Origin of the sequence: Chryseobacterium tongliaonense, assembly GCF_041224435.1 — a bacterium.
Lineage (GTDB): Bacteria > Bacteroidota > Bacteroidia > Flavobacteriales > Weeksellaceae > Chryseobacterium > Chryseobacterium tongliaoense.
Genome location: NZ_JBGFFD010000008.1, coordinates 201,070 through 223,916, shown reverse-complemented (window position 1 = coordinate 223,916; position 22,847 = coordinate 201,070). Strand labels below are relative to the sequence as shown.

Below are 22,847 nucleotides of genomic sequence, written 5' to 3'. Positions count from 1 at the left end.
TAAATTTGAATAATTAATGAGTTTGGAAGCATTATTATTCAGCAGGTTACTCATTCTCACATTTGATAAACCTACTTTTCGGATTGCAAAAGTATAAAATATTTTTGAAATAGCAAACGGATAGTGTTGATTTTTAGAAATTTATTATCATTTAATTTTAAATTAAATATCTTCATAAGGATTATTTTCCGTTGTAGCTAATAAGATTTTCATTATCTGCACCGCATCGAAGAAGGGTTGGGTTTGATTTTATCACTTTAAGCATTACTCCTTCTCCCGGGCCCAGCTCAGGAATTGTAATCGTTGTTCTATCTACCACATGATTATATGTCCTGTTTATGGTAACAAAACTATTATTGGGAGATGTATAAGTGTCTACTCTTGGTGAGATTGATGCATTCTGATAAGCGCCCTCAAGAATTAATTTGGTAGATAGAGCACTAGTAGAAAGGTCTTTATTAACTACCCAGATGTAGGAATCCGTAGTCGTGGCATTATTATTCTGAAATAAAGCCACAACGATATTGTTATTATTTGGATCCGCAATAACTCCGGTGCCATTTAAATTTATTAATTCATCAAAACCAAAAGGACGTCCCTGATTCATATAAGTATCGCATTATCATAATCACCCGGAACCGGAATGACTTCCAGGCCACCATATTGGGATAATAAAGGATAAGTATTATTAAATTCCCAACCATTAAAACCATTGACAGCATAATCAATCAACCAGTACCCACCGGATGTTTTTACACTTATATCTACCCTTCCGTCGCCATCATAATCGGCAGGAGCGGCAACAAAATTGGCTGCTATATCCGGGGGAGTCCATATCCCGATAGGAAAATTATTATTTTGAGCCTGGGCATAGAAAGGGATAGAGAAGAGTACAGTAAGAAAAGATCTCATCCATAGAAAGTATCTTTTTTTCATAGTAATATTTTTTAATTCATTTAAATATAACACTATTCAAGATACTAAAAATCAAATAATTATTAATTAATCATATGTCAATAAAAAAGCCCACATCGATTGATATGGACTTTTTGTTTGTGGTTTCAGATAATTTAAAATCCTGCAGGCTTGTTGAGTGTCTGAGTTGACCCGTCGGTTCCTCCGAGATCAGTTGTGCGGTCACTGATATTTTGTTTTGTGATTAATCTTTTATAGGCCATCAAATACAGATCAACTGTAAAATTATTATAGGTTCTTGCCGGGTTGGACGAAGTAAGGGCAATAAGCCTGCTGTTGGTAAAACCTGCTTTGATATGCCATGTCCCGTTACTTTTGAAAGCCGTTACGTCCGGAGAGCCTTGTCTGTTGTCATTGATCCCGTTATCACCATAATCAAGAGCCACATTCGTAGTGCCGTCATTAAGCTTAAATGAATAATTCTGAACTACCACAAGAAAATTGTTGGCATCGATTTTCGTATCATAATCCGTAATTCCGGAAGCAGAAACTCCGGTAAGTGAAAGCTTGATGTAATTAAATAATCCGCTGCTTTCGAGATTAGGATCATAAATCTGTAACGAATTTTCAGAAGTAGCCAAAAAATGTCCCCCGGTCATCGTGGGCTCACCCGGATTTCTAAGGAACAGGGAGTTGGTATATGAAGTTCCGTTTACATCCAGAGTCTCGGTGGGATTGGTTGTTTTAATCCCTACTTTACCTTTCTGGGCATTTAAAAATATTCCCAGAGTTAATATAATAATGCTATAAATTTTTCTTTCCATAATTTTTTTATTGAAGCCCTACAGGCGTATTGGTTGAAACTCCTGAATATCCGGGTGAAGCCGAAGCAGACACAGAACCGGTAAATGTTCCCCAGTCTTTGATTAATGATTTCTCAAAAACATTCAGGGTAAGCGTCCAGGTTCCGTTTTGGGAAGACACTGTTCCGGCTCCTTTAAAAGCGAGGTTGATTCCGTGATAAGTGTTACCTCCACTTGATACTTTAGTGACTTCTGTAGAATAAGCACCAAAAGATTTCGGTGTGGTTGAAGTATTAACGGCTGATATTGCGTTACTAAAAACAGCGCCTGTAATAGCAACAACATATTTATTGGTATCAAGACCGGTATTCAGATTAATGACTTCATCCTGCCTTACATTTTTCAAAATAATATTATAGGTATTAACGGGGGCAACATTACGAAGGGAGATATCAAGCATTTTAACTTTTCCCACCGGAGTGGTATCTTTAGATCGGGTAAGCAAAAAATAGTTTCCCGTCGCTGCTGAGTTGGTCGTATCAATAAGATAAGACTCTACCAAGGTTCCCCCAACAACATCCAGTGTTCCCCGGGGAGTTGTAGTATTTATTCCAACCTGCGCACTGAAGCTCAAAAAAGCCCAGGCCACAAAAAAAAGTGTGGTTAATTTTTTCATTATTGAGTTTGTTTTTATTTAATTAAAGGAGACGCAGCTGCACCGATGGTGGAAGCTCCCAATGCTTGTGTAGAGTTGATTTCTTTTGCGTATGATCTGTCAAAAACCAATAGATTGAGTGTCCAGACCCCTGCAGGAAGTGCAGAATCCGGCGCAAATCCCTGATAATCTGCTTTAAGCTTCCAGGTTCCGCCTGTGTTATATGCATAAATCTGGGGAACCGGGGTAAGCCAGTCTGCCGAATAGGTTCTCACAGGTTGTGTAAATCCGAATGAAGAAATGACAACAAGAAATTTCTTTGCATTGATTTTGGTATCAAATTCATTTACCCAGTCTTTATCTGAGGCATCACAGGTAATTTTAAACTGGATAAGATTGATAGGAGCCGGAGAATTAGGCACAAAAGAATCATTGTAAGCCGTAATTTTATTTTCAGGAGCCGGAGATTTGATAATGAAAGTATAGTTTTCATCCGTTCCTAGTTTTTCTATCGGATCTTTGAAAAACATTCCTGATGTTTTCATTGTTCCATTGACAGATAATTCTTTTTCCGGGGTGGTGGTATTGATTCCTACATTCCCGGTTTGCGCACGCGCAAGTACAATAGCGCCGGTGAACAGCACTGCCGAAATAATTTTATTCATTGAAGGTGTGTTTGTTTTTGTGTTTATTAAATAATTAATTTATTCCGGAGCTGATTTTAATGCATACACATTCCCACTTGTGCAACTGATGCATTTCAGTTAGGAAAAAAATAATTATTCTGCTCTTTAATCACAAAAAATATGCCATAAAGACATTATCCGATTAAAATAAACTTAAAAACAAGATTGTTAATATAAAAATATAAACCTGTTTCAACCTATTTAAAGAAAAACTCGGAGAATAAAAAAAACCACTCAAAGAGTGGTTTTAGTATATTATTTAAATATATTACTATATTTTTTCTACCTGCATATAGCTTAATTCCATTGGAGTTTTTCTACCGAAGATCAATACTGAAACTTCGATTTTCTTTTTGTCTTCAAGAATTTTTTCTACTGTTCCGTTGAATCCGTTGAAAGGTCCGTCAATTACTTTAACGTTTTCTCCTACGATGTATGGAATTTCAACGTCACTTGCAAATTCAGAAAGCTCATCCATTCTTCCCAACATTCTGTTCACTTCAGATTTTCTCATCGGAACAGGATCTCCTCCTTTTGTTAAACTTAAGAAAGAAATAACTCCCGGAATATTTTTAATGACATGTGGAATTTCTCCCATCAAATCTGCTTCAACCATCAAATAACCTGGATAGTAAGGTCTTTCTTTTGGAACTTTTTTACCGTTTCTCAATTGAATAACCTTTTCCATAGGAATAACCACCTGAGTAACGTACTGCTCAAACCCTAGACGTTTGATTTCTGTCTCAATATAGTTTTTCACTTTATTTTCCTGTCCGCTGATTGCTTTCAGCACATACCATTTCAATTCGCTCATTATGGGAAAATACTTTTTTAGTTGAACACATTAATTAGCATTCCTATTATGTTGCTGACTGCTTTTGAAAACAATTCATCAACTCCAAAGGTAAATAATGCCAGGATCACAGTAGCAACAGTTACCACAATTGTAGACGATTGCAAGTCTGACCATTTTGGCCATTCAACTTTATGTCTGAATTCGTTATAAGAACCTTTTAAAAAATCAACAAATGAACTCATAATTTATATTTGCACGGGCACAAGGATTCGAACCCTGATCAACGGTTTTGGAGACCGGTATCCTACCATTGGACGATGCCCGTAGATAAAAAGCTCCGCAAGAGATTCCTTGCGGAAGCTTTATTATTATTTAGATAATTATTCTAAGATTTCAGTAACCTGACCAGCACCAACTGTTCTACCTCCTTCTCTGATCGCGAATCTAAGACCCTCGTTAAGAGCGATTGGTTGTAACAATTCTACTGTAATTGTTAAGTTATCACCAGGCATTACCATTTCTACACCTTCTGGTAAGAAGATCTCACCTGTAACGTCAGTAGTTCTTACATAGAACTGAGGACGGTATTTGTTGTGGAATGGAGTGTGACGTCCACCTTCTTCTTTAGAAAGGATATAAACCTCAGCTTTGAATTTTTTGTGTGGTTTAACAGAATCTTTCTTAGCGATAACCATACCTCTCTTGATGTCAGTTTTTTCAATACCTCTCAACAATAGACCTACGTTATCACCAGCTTCACCTCTGTCTAGGATTTTTCTGAACATCTCAACCCCTGTAATTGTAGAAGTTAATTTTTCATCACCCATACCAACGATATCAACAGGATCACCTGTATTGATAACACCAGCTTCGATTCTACCAGTTGCTACAGTACCTCTACCTGTAATAGAGAATACGTCTTCGATTGGCATCAAGAATGGCTTATCCTGATCTCTTACCGGTTGTTCGATCCAAGTATCAACTGCTTCCATTAATTCTTCAACAGTTTTGAACCATTTGTCTTCAGAGTTACCTTCAGTAGCTGCAGTAAGAGCACCAAGAGCAGACCCCTGGATTACTGGAGAGTTATCTCCGTCATATTCGTAAGTAGATAATAAATCTCTAAGTTCTAATTCAACAAGCTCTAAAAGCTCAGCATCATCCACCATATCAACTTTGTTCATGAAAACAACGATTCTTGGTACGTTTACCTGACGGCAAAGTAGGATGTGCTCTCTAGTTTGAGGCATTGGTCCATCAGTTGCAGCACACACTAAGATAGCTCCATCCATCTGAGCAGCACCAGTTACCATGTTCTTTACGTAATCCGCGTGACCTGGACAGTCAACGTGAGCGTAATGTCTGTTTACAGTTTCATACTCGATGTGAGCAGTATTAATAGTGATCCCTCTTTCTTTTTCTTCCGGAGCAGAGTCAATCGCAGAGAAGTCTTTTTTCTCAGCAAGACCCTTACTAGCTAAAACAGCACTGATAGCTGCAGTAAGTGTAGTTTTACCATGGTCAACGTGACCAATAGTACCAATGTTCAAGTGTGGTTTGTTACGATTAAACGTTTCCTTTGCCATGATTTAAATTATTTATTTATTGTTTATTCAAATTTTCGGTGTGCAAATATAATGAATTTTTAAATACCAAAACCTTTTTATCAAAAAAATTTCAATATCAAAATTCAAAAAATGACGACCTTTATCTATTTCAAAGTATTGAAGTGCAAATTTACACAAATTTCTTGATTGAAAAAAAAATTGGAAAACCTTTTAGCAAAAAGCCTGAAATACAATTTATTCCAGGCTCCTTAGATAGAATATAAATGAAAGAACAATCAGATTTGCTCCGATTTTTTAGTCCTGTTAAAGATCCAAAAGATGATTGGGAAGATCAATAAAGTAAGCACTGTTGCGGTAATTAATCCGCCGATAATTACAATAGCCAGAGGCTTCTGAGATTCCGATCCTATTCCTGTAGATAAGGCTGCCGGTAAAAGCCCTATGGAAGCCATTAAAGCGGTCATGATCACCGGTCTGGTTCTCGATTTCACTCCGTTTAATATAGCCTGGTCCAAATGCACGCCATTTTTGACATTCTGATGGAATTCAGTGATCAGGATTACTCCATTCTGAATACAGATTCCCAGCAACGCAATCATCCCTACTCCCGCTGATATTCCGAAATTCATTCTCGTCGCATGAAGCGCAATAATTCCCCCGATCAGGGCAAAAGGTACATTTGCTAATACTAAAAGTGAATCTTTCATATTTCCGAACAGGATAAACAACAGGAAGAAAATCATCAGAATACTCACAGGAACCACTTGTGCCAACCTGTGAGAAGCTCTCTGCTGGTTTTCAAACTGGCCCGTCCATCCAATGGAATACCCATCCGGAAGCTCAATTTTCGCAACCTTTTTCTGTGCATCGGCAATAGTGCTTCCCAAATCTCTGTCACGGATGGAGAATTTCACACCGATATAACGTTTGATATCATCCCTGTAAATGAAGGCTGCCCCGTTATCTTTAACAATTGTACTGATTTCTTTTAAAGGAATTTTGGCTCCGTCCTGGGTAGGCACCATCAGTGCAGCAATATCATTTTCATCTTTTCTGTACTCCTGGGAATAGCGCAGTCTTATCGGGAATTTTCTTTCGCCATCAAACATTTCTGAAGCAGTTTTACCCCCGAAAGCCATTTCAAGTACTGCCTGTGCATCTGCCGGCATCACACCGTAAGCAGCCATCTTATCCCGATCCAATACAACGCTTACTTCCGGCTGACCTATATTTTTAATAATACCGGGATCCTTTACTCCTTCCACATCTTTGATCTGCTTTAAGACTTCTTCTGCCAACCGGTCGAGTGTCTCTAAATTATCTCCATAAATTTTAATTCCGTTTTCGGCTTTAAAACCGGCCACTGCTTCTGCTACGTTATCAGAGATCGGCTGTGAATAATTGAAGGTAATTCCCTGATAGCTTCTGAGTTTTTCATCAATTTCCTCTATCAGTTCTTCATAGCTGATATTCCGTTTCCATTCTTTTTTTGGCTTAAGATTGACGGCAAACTGTACAAATCCGAATCCGTTGGGATCTGTTCCGTCATTGCTGCGCCCCGTCTGAGCCAGAACATCCGTTACTTCCGGAAAACTCATAATATCTTTTTTGAGGAAATCCGCTGTTTTCAAAGATTCCTTTAATGAAGAGCTCATCGGCATTTCTGCAGTGATCCAAAGTGAACCTTCATTTAATTGCGGCAAAAATTCCGTTCCTAAAAATTTCCCGGAGAATAAAGTCGCTGCCAGGAAAGCAATGGCTACTATTAAACTTACTTTTTTATGTTTAAAAGTGTAGTTGAACCCTTTCAATACCATTCTGTCCCAGAAATTGACAAAAGGATTGTTCTTTTCTTTTACATTTTTATTTAAAAGCAGATGGGAAAGGACCGGAACCAGAGTCAGTGTAAAAATCAAAGCTCCTATTAAGGCGAATCCCAGGGTAAATGCTAAAGGTGAAAACATTTTACCTTCCACTTTCTGAAATGAGAAAATAGGGATCAGTGAGGTAATGATGATCAGCTTTGAAAAGAAAATGGCTTTTCCCAAACCTGTTCCGGTCTGTTTGATCCAACCTCCTTTTGCCAGCTTATTAAATTTTTCCGGGCCGTATTTATGGGCTTTGTGGTCGAGCATCACAAAGAGCCCTTCCACCATGACGACGGCTCCGTCAATGATAATCCCGAAATCAACGGCTCCTAATGAAAGCAGATTGGCGCTCATCCCAGCCAGTTTCAGGCATAAGAAAGCAAACAGCAATGATAACGGGATGATAATGGACACAATGAGTGTTGTTCTCCAGTCTGCCATGAAAATAAGAACAATGACCGTTACCAATATAATTCCCTCAATAAGATTGTGCATCACGGTATGTGTCGTAAAGTCCATCAGGTTATCACGATCGTAAAAAGTGACCATTTTTACATCTTTCGGAAGAACCTTTTCGTTAAGCTCTTTGATTTTGGCTTTTACCCCTACCAGGACTTCGCGTGGGTTCTCCCCTTTTCTCATGACTACAATCCCTTCTACGGTATCTTCATGGTTGTTTAATCCAGCCTGTCCTACTCTCGGCATCGAGCTTTCATGTACTTCAGCAACATTTTTCACTAACACGGGGTTTCCACTGTCATTCTGAATGGTTATATTTCCAATATCCGCTACTGACTTCACCAAACCGATTCCGCGTACTACATAGGCCTGCCCGTTCTTTTCAATCACATCTCCTCCGACGTTCAGATTGCTTTTTGTAACGGCGTCATACACCTGAAGCGGAGTCAGATTATATTTATCAAGAGCTCTGGGATCAATGCTCAATTCAAAAACTTTATCCTGTCCTCCGAAAACATTAATATCTGCTACTCCTGGAACGCCTCTCAATGCCCGGTCTACAACCCAATTCTGAAGGGTTAACAATTCCCGGGAATCTTTTGTTTTACTTTCGAGGGTATATCTGAAAATTTCTCCGGTTGGCCCGTACGGTGGCTGTACTTCAGGATCTACTTCATCAGGAAGGCTTACAGTTCTTAATTGGTTATTGACCTGATTTCTGGCAAAAGTATCATCCACTCCGTCATCAAACAGAATTTTAACAATGGAAAGCCCAAACATGGTGGTACTTCTCACGCTTGTTTTTTTCTGCACCGGGCTCATGGCCAACTCGATAGGTGTTGTTACAAAACGTTCTACTTCTTCAGCGCTTCGCCCATTCCATTGGGTAATGATAACGATCTGGGTGTTGGTAACGTCAGGGAAAGCTTCAATGGGCATATTCTTGAAGCTTATGAATCCCGAAATCGCCAGGATAGCTACCCAGATAAAGGTGAATGCTTTATTTTTAAGTGAAAAAGCAATTATATTTTTAATGAATTTATTCATGATGGATTTTTTTGACCTAAAAGAGTCGTTGAAAGAATTTTTTGGTTTTTCTCATGTTTTAAACGCAAAGGGCGCAAAGTTTCTTGACGAATTATATGTTTTTTAAGTTCGCAAGGGCGTTTCACTTAGCGAAGAGCGTTAATTTTTAGAAGAAAATCAATTTAACCATTCAAAGAGCGGTAAATCAACAGTTGATTGTTGGTAATGATCTGCTCACCTTCAGATAATCCTTCGATATAGGTGACATCACCGACCTGTTTTAATACTTTTATCTCTTTAACCTTAAGGTCTGTCCTCGATTTGAAAACGACTACAAAACTTCTGTTATCATCAAAAATCACTGCTTTGGAAGGAACAGTCAGAGCCATTGTATTTTCCGAACTTGAAACTTTTATGGTTGCCTTACTTTCAGGAATCAACAGGCCGTTGGCGTTATCGAGTACTACTCTTGCCTGCATAGCATTGGTTTCAGGGTCGATAATTTTAAAAATCTTATCAATTTTTCCTTCAAAGACTTTATCAGGATAGGATAATGTAGACACCTGAGCTCTCATGCCAAGGCTTATTTTATCGATGTCCGATTCATTAACGTTCATGATCGCCCAAACATTGGTCGTATTGGCCACATCAAAAATATTATCACTGCGGTCACTTCTCAGCTGCATATCTTTATTGATGTTTTTTTGAACGATGTATCCGCTGATCGGGGCTACAACGCTGTAAATATTTCCGCTTCTTACGTTATAAACCGTACTTACCGCACTTGCGCGCTGCATCTGGTCCTGGGCTTTCTGCAATTCGCTTTTGGCTTCCAGAACATCTCTTTCAGTGTTCAGTTTTCCTTCATACATTTCTTTGGCTACCCGCAGATTATTCTGGGCAACCACAAGATCCGTTCTGGCATCGCTTACATCTTTTTGTACTTCGGCCAGCTCGGTGCTTCTGATCGTTGCCAGAACCTGTCCTTTTTTCACATGGTCACCCAATTCAACATTAACACTCAGAACATTCCCGCCCACTAAAGGATAAACATCAATATAGCTGTTCTTATCCGCAGATATTTTCCCATAAAAACTGTAATCGTCTACGATATATTTTTTTTCAACTTTTGCTAAAGAAATAGATTTCAGCATCGTGTTGCTCAATTCAAAACCTTTGGGCTGCGGTGCTTTCGCAGTCTCTTTTTTCGAACAGGACAAAACCGAAAAGGCCACCCATAGAGCAATTATAAATTTTTTCATGTTAATAGAAGATTTTCGTTTGTACTAATTGATTGAGTTGTTCGGCCGACTGCATGATTTCGTTTTTCATATCGTAGATCTGAAGGGCTGTTTGCCTGTAGCTTTCCATAAAGTCTGTAAATTCTATCAGACTTACATTTCCGCTTCTGAAATTTTTAAGCATTCCGTTGTATACCAGATCCATATTATCAAGGTCTGTAGTTTTGATTTCCGCTAACTGATCATATTGGTTTTTCCAGGTCTGGTAAGCAGATTGTACTTTAGTTTCAAGATTCAGTTTCTGATAATCTGCATTTTTCTGATTCTGCTGAATGGCGTAATTGGCTTTTTCTACATTTCCCTGATTGCTTTTCCATAAAGGCAAAGGAATTCCCACCATAAGATTCACTTCATTTTTGAAGGTTCCTCCATTCTGATCCCATCCTGCTCCTACATTCAAATCCGGAACGTTCAGGGATTTCTGCCACTGGGAATATAGTTTACTGTTATCAATGAGTTTTAAATTATACTGATAGTCTGCATTATTATCCAGTGCTTTTCTTTTTAATTCTTCTTCATCTCCGAAAGGTTGGGCACCGAGAATTTCTTTGGCCTCCGAATCCGAAAGCTGTGGTTCAATATCATCTGTAATCCCCGTTAAAACTTTTAAATTCTGCTGAAATCCGAGAATATTTTTATTGATTCCCAGTTTATCATTATTCAACTGGATGACGATGCTTTGTAGTCTCACTTCGTCTTTAAGGGAAACATTTCCTTTCGCAGACTGTACTTTATAAGCACTGAGAAGATCATTCATGTATCCTAATTGCTTATTGGTATTTTCCAGTTTCAGTTTTTCGTAATAAAGATTATAATATGTGGTATGAAGCTGGTTTTTAAGATCAACCAAAAGCTGAGAAAATTGCAGCTGGGCCAGTTCTTTATTGGATTTTGCAAAAGCGATTTCGTTTTTCTTTTTACCACCCATATAAATCAATTGGGTAACTTCCGCTCCTTTGGCATGGCCTATATCAAATACTTTTTTGCCTTCAGGATTATAAGCATTGATCTGCGCACTCATTTGGGGGAGTTCCCAGATTTTAGCCTGCAAGATATCTGCATCTGCCATATTGATGTTGTATTGTTCCGCAAGCAGCTGAAGATTGTTAGCCTGAAAAGCATTTTCACAATCCTGAAGCGACATTTGCCGTTGTGCTGCCATGAATGAGGAAATGACAACAAACAGTCCTGCAATTTTGTTCATTCTTTCAGTTTTCATGTTACAAAATTGCCTAGATGCTATTAAAACGGGCTTAAAGTGGGCTTAAAAAAATATTAAATTTTATTTTAAATCATTAAGAATATTGAAGGAATTAAGGTTGAGATGCTTTGATGGGATTAATTTAGAGTTTAATTTTATCGCAAGGGTAAGTAATGGTTTTAATCTTAAACTATGAGAATTTAGCTTTGTTTTTCTTTGCGAGAAATGCTAACTGAGGGGTTTTTAATGGTTCTTACATCTATCGCAAGGCCAGACAAAGACTTTAATCTTAGAAAGCATCAAGATAGACGAAGCCGTTTTGCTTATTTTTGAAGTACTACGGAAAAATTGTTTTTCTTTGATAAGTTTACGCCTTTGTCTAACTTATTATAAAAAACAAATAGAACTTAACTTTGTTTTTCTTTGCGAGAAATGCTAACTCAGGAGTTTTTAATGGTTCTTACATCTATCGCAAGGCCAGACAAAGACTTTAATCTTAGAAAGCATCAAGATAGACGAAGCCGCTTCGCTTATTTTTGAAATACTAGGGAAAATGCAAAATTATTTTTTCTTATGTTCAGACTATTAAAAAGTATTGAAGATTATTTTTTGAAGATCACACTGAATTTATTGGTGTTTTCAGAAGGAGAAGAATAAGCAATATCTGCCCCATGATACTCTAAAATCCTTTTGACAATACGAAGACCCAGCCCGGAACCTGAAATATTCTGGGAATTATTACCTCTCATAAAAGCTTCGAATAATTTTGACTGCTCCGCTTCCGAAATGATATTTCCATGGGAAATAACGTCTACAATCAGTATCGAAACATTTTCAGTAATCAGAACGTCCATTTCCATGTCGTCTGAATAGATGGCTGCATTTTTAAACAGATTGATAAATACAATTTCCAGCAATGATGATATTCCCTTTATTGTTAAAAAAGCCTGTTCAGAAGTATCTTCAGAGATCAGAAAATCCATTTTCAGGTTCGGGTAGCTTTTTTCCACGATTTCAAAAGATCCGAATATCACTTCATCAATTCTTACATCCTCATACAGGCTCTGGATATTTTCTTTGTCAAATTTAGTAAGCAATAACAGGGAATTGGTTAAATCCGATAACTGATATACATCCTGTTGGATCTGTTTCAGGGAAGATAATGTTTCGGGTGAATGCTGTTCAAGCTTGATCAGGTTTTCCAGCTGAAAGGCCATTCTTGTAATCGGTGTCCTGATTTCATGGGAAGCACTGGCTGTAAAATCTTTCTGTGACTGGAACACATCATTCAGTCTTACGATCATGGTATTAAAAGATTTTGCCAGGATACTGATCTCATCTCTGGAATCTTTTTCCGGTATTTTAGTGGTCAATTTATGAGCGGTAACTTCTGAAATTTCTTTATTCAGATCTTCCAACGGCCTGAGGAACTGCCCCATGAAGTAATAGCTGAAAATACCGATCAGTAAAGCACTCATCACATAAGCGGTAATCAACAGGTATTTCAGATAGGCCAGCTTTGATTTTCCGTTGCTATCGAATGCGCTTGTGAGGATGTAATAGTTTTCTCCATTAATGGTCCTTAATGCGGCATATATTTCTGGAACCGTTTTTTCACTGTAAATGATTTTTTTCTCATCAAGCTCTTTCAATAGTTCTGCATCCCAGGTAACGTTTTTATCTTTTATGGTGCTGTAGATTAATTCTTTTTGGTCATTAAAAATTAAAATCGTCTCATTTAAAAGAATGTTGTCTGAGTTTTCATTAAAAAAAAGCGGTGCCTCTTCTTCAAAATCTTTGGACTTAGAAATAAAGTGAGAAGTAAATTCAAGTCTTTGCCGGAACCTTTCTTTAAATTCATCTCTTCTGAAATCATTAAAAGACATATAAATAATCACCATCACAATACCGAAAAGCAATGAAAAGGCGATACTTAAATTAAGGGCAATCTTTCTTTTTAAAGACATCTATAAAGGGCTTAAGTAATATCCGAATCCGGAACGTGTATGGATCAGTTTAACTTTAAAATCTTTGTCGATCTTCTTCCGCAGGAAATTAATGTATACTTCCACCGTATTGGTATTGGTATTAAAATTATGTTCCCAGACATGTTCTGTGATCTGTTGTTTGGAGACTGTTCTTCCCTGCGCTTCCGCAAGATAAACCAATAGCTGAAATTCTTTCAGGGTAAGGATAATCTCATTTCCGCCTCTAAAAACTTTCTGTTCCGTTTTATTAATGATCAGATCATCTATCCTGATAATATCCTGGTCTACATTATCCGAAGGCATTTTTCTTCTCAATAAAGAATTTACGCGTAAAAGCAATTCTTCAAACTGGAAAGGCTTTACCAGATAATCATCAGCAAGCCTTGTAAAGGCATCTTTTTTATCGGAAAGATCTCCGTAAGCAGAAATAATAATAATCGGAGTATTTTTATCGAAAGAACGGATTGTCTGGCATACATCCAGTCCATTTATTTTCGGAACATTGATATCCAAAAGATATAATTCGTAGGTATTGTTTTTAATTTGGCGAAGAAAGGTCTCACCGTCATAAATTTTATCACAGGTAAAATTATTTGATTCTAAAAACTTACATAATTCTGCAGAGAGAATGAGATCGTCTTCCAATAAAAGAATATTCATCAATACTATATTTTATACGAATTTAACGAAAATTTTCATGAAATTGAATGAACTGTAAAAGACATCGTTCTACTTTTAATTAAATTTTAAGGTGAATTTTGATTTTATTTTAAGACACAAAAGATCACGGCTTCTTGGTAAAATGATTCTGTACGAAAAGTTCAGAGAAGATTTATATTGAAAATGTTAAGTTCAGGGCAAAAAAAATCCCGGATAAATCCGGGACTGTAATGAGAGCCAACTACGGGACTTGAACCCGTGACCTCTTCCTTACCAAGGAAGCACTCTACCGCTGAGCTAAGTCGGCATCAACTAAAAAAATCACACCATTCAGCGTGATTTTTTTTGAGCGGAAGACGGGGGTCGAACCCGCGACATTCAGCTTGGAAGGCTGACGCTCTACCAACTGAGCTACTTCCGCAATTTTGTTTCCAAAACTATTGGTAAACGCTGTGCAAATCTATAAAAACTATATTAAATCTGCAACTTTTTTCTAATATAAAATGTGGGGAGAGCAGGATTCGAACCTACGAAGCCGAAGCAACTGAGTTACAGTCAGTCCCATTTAGCCACTCTGGAATCTCCCCAGACATATTATATTAAATTGAGCCTCCAGAGGGATTCGAACCCACGACCCCGAGATTACAAATCACGTGCTCTGGCCAACTGAGCTATGGAGGCATATTTAAAAAAGACTGAGAACATTCAGAGCTACTCTACTCTGCGCTACATCAGTTGTAAAAAAAAATCACCCCTTTTGGTGTGATCTTTCTGAGCGGAAGACGGGGGTCGAACCCGCGACATTCAGCTTGGAAGGCTGACGCTCTACCAACTGAGCTACTTCCGCAATTTTGTTTCCAAAACTATTGGTAAACGCTGTGCAAATCTATAAAAACTATATTAAATCTGCAACTTTTTTCTAATATAAAATGTGGGGAGAGCAGGATTCGAACCTACGAAGCCGAAGCAACTGAGTTACAGTCAGTCCCATTTAGCCACTCTGGAATCTCCCCAGACATATTATATTAAATTGAGCCTCCAGAGGGATTCGAACCCACGACCCCGAGATTACAAATCACGTGCTCTGGCCAACTGAGCTATGGAGGCATATTTAAAAAAGAATTCAAAAGATCGCTGTTCCCTTTTTGCGAGTGCAAATATAGAACGGATTTTTTGAATTCTCAAATTTTTAAGTAACTTTTTTTGACTTTTTTCCTAAGCCATTTCTTTTTTCTTGATTAATAGCTTTTTAGCAGCATCAACACAAAGGTCTAAACTTTCTTCAAAACTGGCTGTTGTCTTTTTTACCACGATATCGTCTCCCGGAACCGCCAAAATGATCTCGGCTGTTTTATTCGTTTTATCCGAGTTATTTTCTACTTTCAAAAACACTTTGCATTCGTGTATTTTATCATAAAAGGTCTCTAGTTTGTTCACTTTTTTGTCAATGTGTGATTCTAGTGGTTCGTGTGGAGTTAAACCAATTGATTGTACTGAAATCTTCATAATTCTTCTTTTTTTGAAGCTCGAGGGTGAGCCTGATTAAACACTTTTTTCAATTGTTCAATATTAGCATTCGTATAGACCTGAGTACTGGCAAGACTGGAATGTCCTAATATTTTTTTTACTTTAGAGATCTCTGCCCCATTGTCTAAAACGTGTGTAGCAAAGCTGTGTCTTAGAATATGAGGACTTCTTTTTTGCTTTGATGTTACAAGACTAAGGTACTTATTAACTACCACATAAACAAATTTTTCGTTGAGTTTTTTCCCTTTCTTATTGACAAAAAAACATGATTTATATTCATCCAGCGGCTTTCTGATTTCCAGGTAGCTTTTCAGCAGAACTGCCAATTCTCCGGATATGGGAATAAATCTTTCCTTATTTCCTTTCCCTATAATTTTCAGTTCATTTCCGCTTAAGTTTACATTCTCAAAGATCAGGCCACAAAGTTCAGCTTTACGGATTCCTGTCTGATATAAAACTTCCATGATACATTTTTCCAGAAGATCATGCATTTCCTCAAAAACATGGTCATCAAGCATTTGCATTTCCTCTTGTGACATCGGAATCTGCTTTTCGGGATAAAATTTAAGAGAAGAAATACTTTCGGTGGGAGAAACTTTAATTTCACCTATTTTCAGAAGAAAAAGATAAAAACTGCGAAGGGAAGACAATTTTCTGTTGATACTTCTTTTTGAAATATCATTTTCGCTCAGTTCAACGATAAAATTCCGTATGACTTTTTTATCTGCTTTGGAGAGATCTTCTGAAGATTCCGTTCTGAGATAGAAATGAGAAAAATCTTCAAGGTCTTTTTTATAGCTTGTAATGGTGTGAGGCGAATACCTCTTTTCGAATTGTAAGTAATCTAAAAATTTACCTAACATAAGTAGATGTATGAAAACAAAAATTCACTCTTCAAATATAAGCATTTGAAAAGTGAATTCAGTATTTTGGTTAAGAAAATTTCTTAAGCCTGTTCTTCTTTGCTAAGCGCTCTTTGTTTGTGAGCAGCTTTCAATCTAGCTTGTCTTAAAGTTACAGAAGGCTTAATAAACTGTTGTCTCGCTCTTAATTGACGAACTGTTCCAGTTTTATCAAATTTTCTCTTATATTTTTTTAACGCTCTATCGATGGATTCACCATCTTTTACAGGAATTATTAACATATATTACATCTCATTTTGGATTGCAAAGATAGCTTTTTTTCATTATATACAAAAATTTATTTTCAAAATAATACACTTTCTCAAAGCTCCTAAAGCAAAACAGATGTTTTTACAACTTAAATTGATGGTAAATTGATGACAAACGGATCAATGCCATCCAATCATGCTTGAAAAAATTCATAGATTAAGCTTAATATAAATAAATTTTCAACAAACATACAAAACATGCTTAAAATTATCAATTTTTCATTAAATTAAGTTATTTTATGACATATAACACGTTTTTTATCATTATTTTTAAAAACAAAATACTGAGAAAAAAAATGAATATATTTCGACTAACGTTTGTATTAATGCTCATGATCATTAATACATTATCTGCGCAGAGAGATACTGAGCATTGGATCGCACCTTACTACAATAGTTTTGCTTCAGACTACACCAATACAATCTTTCTGTCTACCGATTCAACAACCCCTTTTGATGTAGAGATATACAGCAATAATACGCTCCTCACTACAGTCACCATCAGCAAAGGCAACCCTCAACAGTACACTTTAGATGTCAATCGTATAGCCGCTAAAAGTACCGGTGATGCATTTACAGCAATCAATAAAGGAGTATACCTCAAAGCCAGCAAACCCTTTTTTTGCAACCTGAGACTTGCACAAACTAATCACGCCGAAATTATTACCAGTAAAGGAAGGGCCGGCATAGGAAAAGAATTCCATGTGGCAACAAGTCCTAATCTTAATGATTCTGGTAATAACTCGTCTTATAATTTTACAGCAGGAATTCTGGCTACAGAAGACAATACAACAGTAACAGTAAGCTGGAATACCACCGGGCTAGTCTTCTATGGCACAACCTCACCAGGAAATTCCCACACTTTTACCTTAAATAAAGGACAGTCTTTTATTTTTGCCGGCAGTGGAGCAACTGGCTTTACCACAAATATTCCAAACTTAACCGGTTTTATCGGAGCCAAAGTCACGGCAGACAAGCCGGTCTCTCTAACCAATGGTAGTGTCAACGGAAATTTTGCAGCAAGCAGCACCGCTCTCCTCAGTGCAACAGATGCCATTCTCGATCAGTCGGTTCCCCTTGAAAGACTTGGGAATTCTTTTGCCATGGTAAAGACCAGGTCTACCGATCCCTCTTTAAATATGGAAGGTGGATTAATTGTAGCCACCGAGAATAATACCCAAATTTTTTTAAACGGCTCTGGCACTCCTGTGCAGACCCTCAATGCCGGACAATGGTACAGAATCAATGAAAGCAACTATATCGCCCAGGGAGCAGGCCATTCCAATATGTATATTTCTACCTCAAAGAATGTTTATTTATATCAGTTTATAGGCGTAGGAAACAGCTCTGCAACCTGTGGGTTTAACTATATTCCGCCACTGAATTGTTTTCTTCCGAAAAAAATTGACGAGCTTGGAAATGTCAATTCTATGCCGGGATCCGGAGCAACGCCCAGCCTGAAACTGAATATCCTGACCGAAGCCGGAGCTACGGTAACTGTAAACGGTACTACCCCTACTGCCGCAGAGGGGCCATATCCGTTAGCAGGAAGCACCCAATGGGTAACCTATTCTCTGGACAATGTAACAGGAAACCTCACGATCAACTCCAGCAGAGCCCTAACTGCCGGAATTAACGGAGGATATGACAACGCCGGCTATGGTGGGTATTTCGCCGGATTCTCTTCTATTCCTATTATTGCGAAACAAAGCGGGGAATGCGTGCCCGGAATAGTACTTGGGGTAGAAGACGGTTTTGACAACTATCAGTGGATGCTAAACGGAGTAGATATTCCCGGAGCAACCTCTAATACATATACCCCTACACAAGCCGGAAATTATACGTTAAGACTGCAAAACGGATCATGTACAGCTATAGTAACTCCTATCTATAAGGTGTTTAGCTGTCTGGTACATACTACAAAGAATATTAATGTATGTTCAACACAAGTGATTACACCTGCATTTACTTCTTCTACACAGACTCCCGTTCCCGGCACCGTAACTATTACAACCCCGCCTACCAATGGAACAGCAGTAGTGAACGCTAATGGAACCATTACCTATACTCCCACAGCAACCAGCGGAACCGACCAGATCGTTTACAGGTTCTGTGGCAATGCCCCTGAGTTTATAGACTGCGAAGAGGTAACCTTAAACATTACGATAGCACCGCTAGCCGTAAATAACGCCACATTGTCTGCATGTCCTACCAGCACTTCCCCTCCTTCTGCTACTTTTGATCTTACTCTGGCAAATCCAAATATCAGTGGCATAGGAACTTTCACCTATTATGAAAATCAGGCAGATGCAATAGCCGGAAACGCAAATACAATTTTTTCTCCTGGAGCATACACCTCCGGAAATGCTACAGTTTATGTAAGAGTAACCGTGGGCGGATGCTTTAAAGTTGCTGAATTACAGCTGAACCTAACGCAATCTGTTGTATCAACCATTACCGCATCTTCAACCACAATATGCTATGGTGGAAGTGTGACCTTAACGTCCGGCCAGGCAACAGGAAACTTATGGTCTACCACAGCTACAACGTCATCCATTACAGTGACCGCACCAGGAACCTATACCCTGACCAACACCTCAGGAAACTGTCCGAGCACTCCGGCATCCATTACCATAACTGCAGAAGATGATCCGAATGTTCAGATCACAGGAAATCTGGCTTTTTGTCAGGGGTCATCAACCACCCTAACAGCTACATCTGCAGGATCAGGGAATACCTATTTATGGTCGAACAGTACGACCGGAGCTACAAATACCGTTTCAACTCCGGGAGTTTATACGGTAACCGTTACAACACCGACAGGATGCCAGTACCAGGAATCTGTAACCGTAACAGAAGACGTAATGCCTACAGTTCAGAATGCAAGTTTGAGCGAATGTACCAACAGTACGACTGCTACTTTTAACCTTAATTCAGCAGAGTCAGCCATCAGTGGCACAGGAACTTTCACCTACTATGTAAATCAGGCAGATGCAATAGCCGGAAACGCAAGTACAATTAGTAATACCACAGCATATATTTCCGGAAATGCGACAATTTATGTAAGAGTAACCGTAGGGACCTGTTTTAAAGTTGTTGAATTACAGCTCAACATAACACAGACTTCAACACCAACCATTACTGCATCTTCTACAACAATATGCTACGGTGGAAGTGTGACCTTAACATCAAGCCAGGCAACAGGAAATTTATGGTCTACATCAGCCACAACGTCATCCATTACAGTGACCGCACCAGGAACTTATACCCTGACCAACTCCTCAGGAAGCTGTCCGAGCACTCCGGCATCCATTACCATAACTGCAGAAGATGATCCGAATGTTCAGATCACAGGAAACCTGGCTTTTTGTCAGGGGTCATCAACCACCCTAACAGCTTCTGCTAACGGATCAGGGAATACTTATTTATGGTCAAATAATACGAACGTAGCTACAAATACCGTTACCACTCCGGGAGTTTATACGGTAACCGTTACAACACCGGCAGGATGTCAGTATCAGAAATCTGTAACCGTAACAGAAGACCCTGTGCCTACTGTTCAGAATGCCAGTTTGAGCGAATGTACCAACGGTACGACTGCTACTTTTAACCTTAATTCGGCAGAGTCAGCCATCAGTAGCACCCAAGGAGTAAATTTCACCTATTATGTAAATCAGGCGGATGCAATAGCCGGAAATGCAAGCACAATTTCTTCCCCTGGAGCATACACCTCCGGAAATGCGACAATCTATGTAAGAGTAACTCTGGGGAACTGTTTTAAAATTGCAGAATTACAGCTGAATTTAACACAGACTTCAACACCAACCATTACTGCATCTTCTACAACAATATGCTACGGTGGAAGTGTGACCTTAACATCAAGCCAGGCAACAGGAAATTTATGGTCTACATCAGCCACAACGTCATCCATTACAGTGACCGCACCAGGAACTTATACCCTGACCAACTCCTCAGGAAGCTGTCCGAGCACTCCGGCATCCATTACGATAACTGCGGAAGATGATCCGAATGTTCAGATCACAGGAAACCTGGCTTTCTGTCAGGGGTCATCAACCACCCTAACAGCTTCTGCTAACGGATCAGGGAATACCTATTTATGGTCAAATAATACGAACGTAGCTACAAATACCGTTACCACTCCGGGAGTTTATACGGTAACCGTAACAACACCGGCAGGATGTCAGTATCAGAAATCTGTAACCGTAACAGAAGACCCTGTGCCTACTGTTCAGAATGCCAGTTTGAGCGAATGTACCAACGGTACGACTGCTACTTTTAACCTTAATTCGGCAGAGTCAGCCATCAGTAGCACCCAAGGAGTAAATTTCACCTATTATGTAAATCAGGCGGATGCAATAGCTGGAAACGCAAGTACAATTCTTTCTCCTGGAACATACACCTCCGGGAATGCGACAATCTATGTAAGAGTAACTTTGGGGAACTGTTTTAAAATTGCAGAATTACAGCTGAATTTAATGCAGACTCCAACGCCAACCATTACTGCATCTTCAACCACAATATGCTATGGTGGAAGTGTGATATTAACATCAAGCCAGACAACAGGCAATACATGGTCTACCACAGACACAACACAATCTATTACAGTGACCACACCAGGAACGTATACCCTGACAAACTCCTCAGGAAGCTGTCCGAGCAATCCGGCATCCATTACCATAACTGCAGAAGATGATCCGAATGTTCAGATCACAGGAAATCTGGCTTTCTGTCAGGGATCATCAACTACCCTAACAGCTACATCCAGCGGATCAGGAAATACCTATTCATGGTCAAATAATACGACTGGAGCTACAAATACCGTTTCAACTCCGGGAGTTTATACGGTAACCGTAACAACCCCGGCAGGATGCCAGTATCAGGAATCTGTAACCGTAGTAACGGACCCGGCAATTATAGTTAATATTGCACAGCCTGCACAGATCACCTGTACTAATTCTCAGGTGACGTTAGATGCGACCTCTTCTGTATATCAGCCGGGAGCGACATTCTTATGGACAACAACCGGCGGCGGAAATATTGTTTCCGGAGCCAATACGCTAACTCCTGTTGTGGATAACAATGGCACCTATACGCTTACTATCACCAGCAATCCTTTAGGTTGTACCAGTCAGGCATCAGTAACCGTTATAAAAAATATAACCCCGCCTGCTATATCCGTTACGGCTCCTACTCTTACCATATGTATAGGACAATCTGTAACCCTGACAGCATCAGGAGCAGTTTCATATACATGGACAGGATTGCCGGGAACCGGAAATACCCAAACCGTTTCTCCGACTACCACTACGACTTATACCGTAACAGGAATAGGGGCTAATGGATGCCCGGCTTCAACGCCAGCCACCATCACCATCAATGTACTTCCTGAAATAGTTTCTTCACTTCATGATGTTGAAATTTGTAAGGGAGATAAAGCTACTTTAGATGCAGGTAGTGGTCCTAATTATACTTACGCCTGGAGCACCGGAGCAACCACTCAAACCATCACTACACAACTTGCAGGAACCTACACGGTCACTATAAGCAATGGGGTTTGTTCAAAAACTTTCACGGCAACAGTAGGATATCTTATTACACCGGAAATCCTGGAAATCCACTATAAGAATAATACTTTAGTTATCATTGCAAAAAATAACGGAAGCTTACCTATGGAATATTCGATTGATGGGGGAGTAAACTGGCAATCTTCCAATACATTCAATAATGTTTTCAGCAATACCCTCTATATGATTCAGGTGAGAAACAAGGGAATGACCTGCTATACTGAAGCAATGTATTATACTTTCTTCATGGCAAACGTTATAACTCCAAATAATGATGGCAAAAATGATTATATAGATTTCAGTGAGATCAGTAAATATGGAGATTTTACAGGAAATATTTTTGACAGATATGGAAAATCCGTCTTCAATGCCAGCTCAAAGAATCCGAAATGGGATGGAAAACATCTTGGTTACCACGTCCCTACCGGTACTTACTGGTATAAATTATCCTGGGAAGACCGAATCAGTAAAAAACCTGTGCATTTATCCGGTTGGATTTTGTTAAAAAACAGGGATTAAATTTTATAACTGCCGGTAATATAAAGCCGGCAGTTTTTATTTTGCTTATGATTGTAATCACAAATACAGCTATAAAACTGTTATTTAAAAAAGCTATAGCCGATGTTAACGGTATTTAA

At 38.8% G+C, this 22,847-nt stretch carries 17 protein-coding genes and 8 tRNA genes; 1 reads left to right on the top strand and 24 read right to left on the bottom strand.

All coding sequences use genetic code 11. The annotated features are described in order from the left end of the window. Positions 1-181: 181 nt before the first annotated feature. From AB8P06_RS16800 to rpsU, 24 genes are all read right to left on the bottom strand, one after another. Positions 182-607: a hypothetical protein gene (locus AB8P06_RS16800; protein ID WP_369843402.1), complete on the bottom strand. Its 426-nt coding sequence runs from the start codon at positions 605-607 to the stop codon at positions 182-184. Further along, entirely contained in the window at positions 604-936 is a 333-nt protein-coding gene (locus AB8P06_RS16795; protein ID WP_369843401.1) for a hypothetical protein, read from the bottom strand. Before AB8P06_RS16795 ends, AB8P06_RS16800 begins: the two co-directional genes overlap by 4 nt. A 134-nt stretch (positions 937-1,070) precedes the next feature. Then, a complete protein-coding gene (locus tag AB8P06_RS16790; RefSeq protein ID WP_369843400.1) occupies positions 1,071-1,739 on the bottom strand; it encodes a hypothetical protein in 669 nt (222 codons plus the stop codon). A gap of 7 nt (positions 1,740-1,746) precedes the next feature. Then, complete coding sequence (locus AB8P06_RS16785; protein ID WP_369843399.1) at positions 1,747-2,394, bottom strand: hypothetical protein; 648 nt, start codon at positions 2,392-2,394, stop codon at positions 1,747-1,749. A gap of 14 nt (positions 2,395-2,408) precedes the next feature. Next, positions 2,409-3,038, bottom strand: coding sequence for a hypothetical protein (locus AB8P06_RS16780; RefSeq protein WP_369843398.1), 630 nt, complete (start codon positions 3,036-3,038; stop codon positions 2,409-2,411). Positions 3,039-3,330: 292 nt separating this feature from the next. Continuing rightward, positions 3,331-3,873: a transcription termination/antitermination protein NusG gene (nusG, locus tag AB8P06_RS16775; RefSeq protein WP_369843397.1), complete on the bottom strand. Its 543-nt coding sequence runs from the start codon at positions 3,871-3,873 to the stop codon at positions 3,331-3,333. A gap of 17 nt (positions 3,874-3,890) precedes the next feature. Further along, positions 3,891-4,097 carry a preprotein translocase subunit SecE gene (gene secE, locus AB8P06_RS16770; RefSeq protein WP_007845486.1) on the bottom strand — a complete coding sequence of 69 codons (207 nt, stop codon included), beginning with the start codon at positions 4,095-4,097 and terminating at the stop codon, positions 3,891-3,893. Between the two features lie 12 nt (positions 4,098-4,109). Beyond that, positions 4,110-4,180: transfer RNA gene (locus AB8P06_RS16765), tRNA-Trp, on the bottom strand. A gap of 55 nt (positions 4,181-4,235) precedes the next feature. Next, positions 4,236-5,441 carry an elongation factor Tu gene (gene tuf, locus AB8P06_RS16760; protein WP_369843396.1) on the bottom strand — a complete coding sequence of 402 codons (1,206 nt, stop codon included), beginning with the start codon at positions 5,439-5,441 and terminating at the stop codon, positions 4,236-4,238. Positions 5,442-5,698: 257 nt separating this feature from the next. Beyond that, positions 5,699-8,797 carry an efflux RND transporter permease subunit gene (locus AB8P06_RS16755; RefSeq protein WP_369843395.1) on the bottom strand — a complete coding sequence of 1,033 codons (3,099 nt, stop codon included), beginning with the start codon at positions 8,795-8,797 and terminating at the stop codon, positions 5,699-5,701. A gap of 161 nt (positions 8,798-8,958) precedes the next feature. Next, a complete protein-coding gene (locus AB8P06_RS16750; protein ID WP_369843394.1) occupies positions 8,959-10,038 on the bottom strand; it encodes an efflux RND transporter periplasmic adaptor subunit in 1,080 nt (359 codons plus the stop codon). A 1-nt stretch (position 10,039) separates the two neighbouring features. Next, positions 10,040-11,281, bottom strand: coding sequence for a TolC family protein (locus tag AB8P06_RS16745; RefSeq protein ID WP_369843393.1), 1,242 nt, complete (start codon positions 11,279-11,281; stop codon positions 10,040-10,042). A gap of 599 nt (positions 11,282-11,880) precedes the next feature. Beyond that, a complete protein-coding gene (locus AB8P06_RS16740) occupies positions 11,881-13,245 on the bottom strand; it encodes an ATP-binding protein (protein ID WP_369843392.1) in 1,365 nt (454 codons plus the stop codon). Further along, positions 13,246-13,926 carry a response regulator transcription factor gene (locus AB8P06_RS16735; protein WP_369843391.1) on the bottom strand — a complete coding sequence of 227 codons (681 nt, stop codon included), beginning with the start codon at positions 13,924-13,926 and terminating at the stop codon, positions 13,246-13,248. Between the two features lie 235 nt (positions 13,927-14,161). Continuing rightward, positions 14,162-14,233 (bottom strand) — tRNA-Thr (locus AB8P06_RS16730). A gap of 41 nt (positions 14,234-14,274) precedes the next feature. Beyond that, positions 14,275-14,347 (bottom strand) — tRNA-Gly (locus tag AB8P06_RS16725). 85 nt (positions 14,348-14,432) lie between these two features. Beyond that, a tRNA-Tyr gene (locus AB8P06_RS16720) sits at positions 14,433-14,513 on the bottom strand. 20 nt (positions 14,514-14,533) lie between these two features. Beyond that, positions 14,534-14,607, bottom strand: a tRNA-Thr gene (locus AB8P06_RS16715). Positions 14,608-14,700: 93 nt separating this feature from the next. Continuing rightward, positions 14,701-14,773: transfer RNA gene (locus AB8P06_RS16710), tRNA-Gly, on the bottom strand. A gap of 85 nt (positions 14,774-14,858) precedes the next feature. Continuing rightward, a tRNA-Tyr gene (locus AB8P06_RS16705) sits at positions 14,859-14,939 on the bottom strand. A 20-nt stretch (positions 14,940-14,959) separates the two neighbouring features. Further along, positions 14,960-15,033 (bottom strand) — tRNA-Thr (locus tag AB8P06_RS16700). Between the two features lie 108 nt (positions 15,034-15,141). Beyond that, complete coding sequence (locus AB8P06_RS16695; RefSeq protein ID WP_369843390.1) at positions 15,142-15,432, bottom strand: HPF/RaiA family ribosome-associated protein; 291 nt, start codon at positions 15,430-15,432, stop codon at positions 15,142-15,144. Next, positions 15,429-16,316, bottom strand: a complete 888-nt coding sequence (locus AB8P06_RS16690) for a tyrosine-type recombinase/integrase (protein WP_369843389.1) — start codon at positions 16,314-16,316, stop codon at positions 15,429-15,431. Before AB8P06_RS16690 ends, AB8P06_RS16695 begins: the two co-directional genes overlap by 4 nt. An 83-nt stretch (positions 16,317-16,399) precedes the next feature. Next, positions 16,400-16,597, bottom strand: coding sequence for a 30S ribosomal protein S21 (gene rpsU / locus AB8P06_RS16685; protein ID WP_007846872.1), 198 nt, complete (start codon positions 16,595-16,597; stop codon positions 16,400-16,402). A 323-nt stretch (positions 16,598-16,920) separates the two neighbouring features. Between rpsU and AB8P06_RS16680 the strand changes: the two genes are divergently transcribed. Next, on the top strand, positions 16,921-22,728 hold the full coding sequence (locus AB8P06_RS16680) for an FIDD domain-containing protein (RefSeq protein ID WP_369843388.1): 5,808 nt from the start codon (positions 16,921-16,923) through the stop codon (positions 22,726-22,728). Positions 22,729-22,847: the final 119 nt, after the last annotated feature.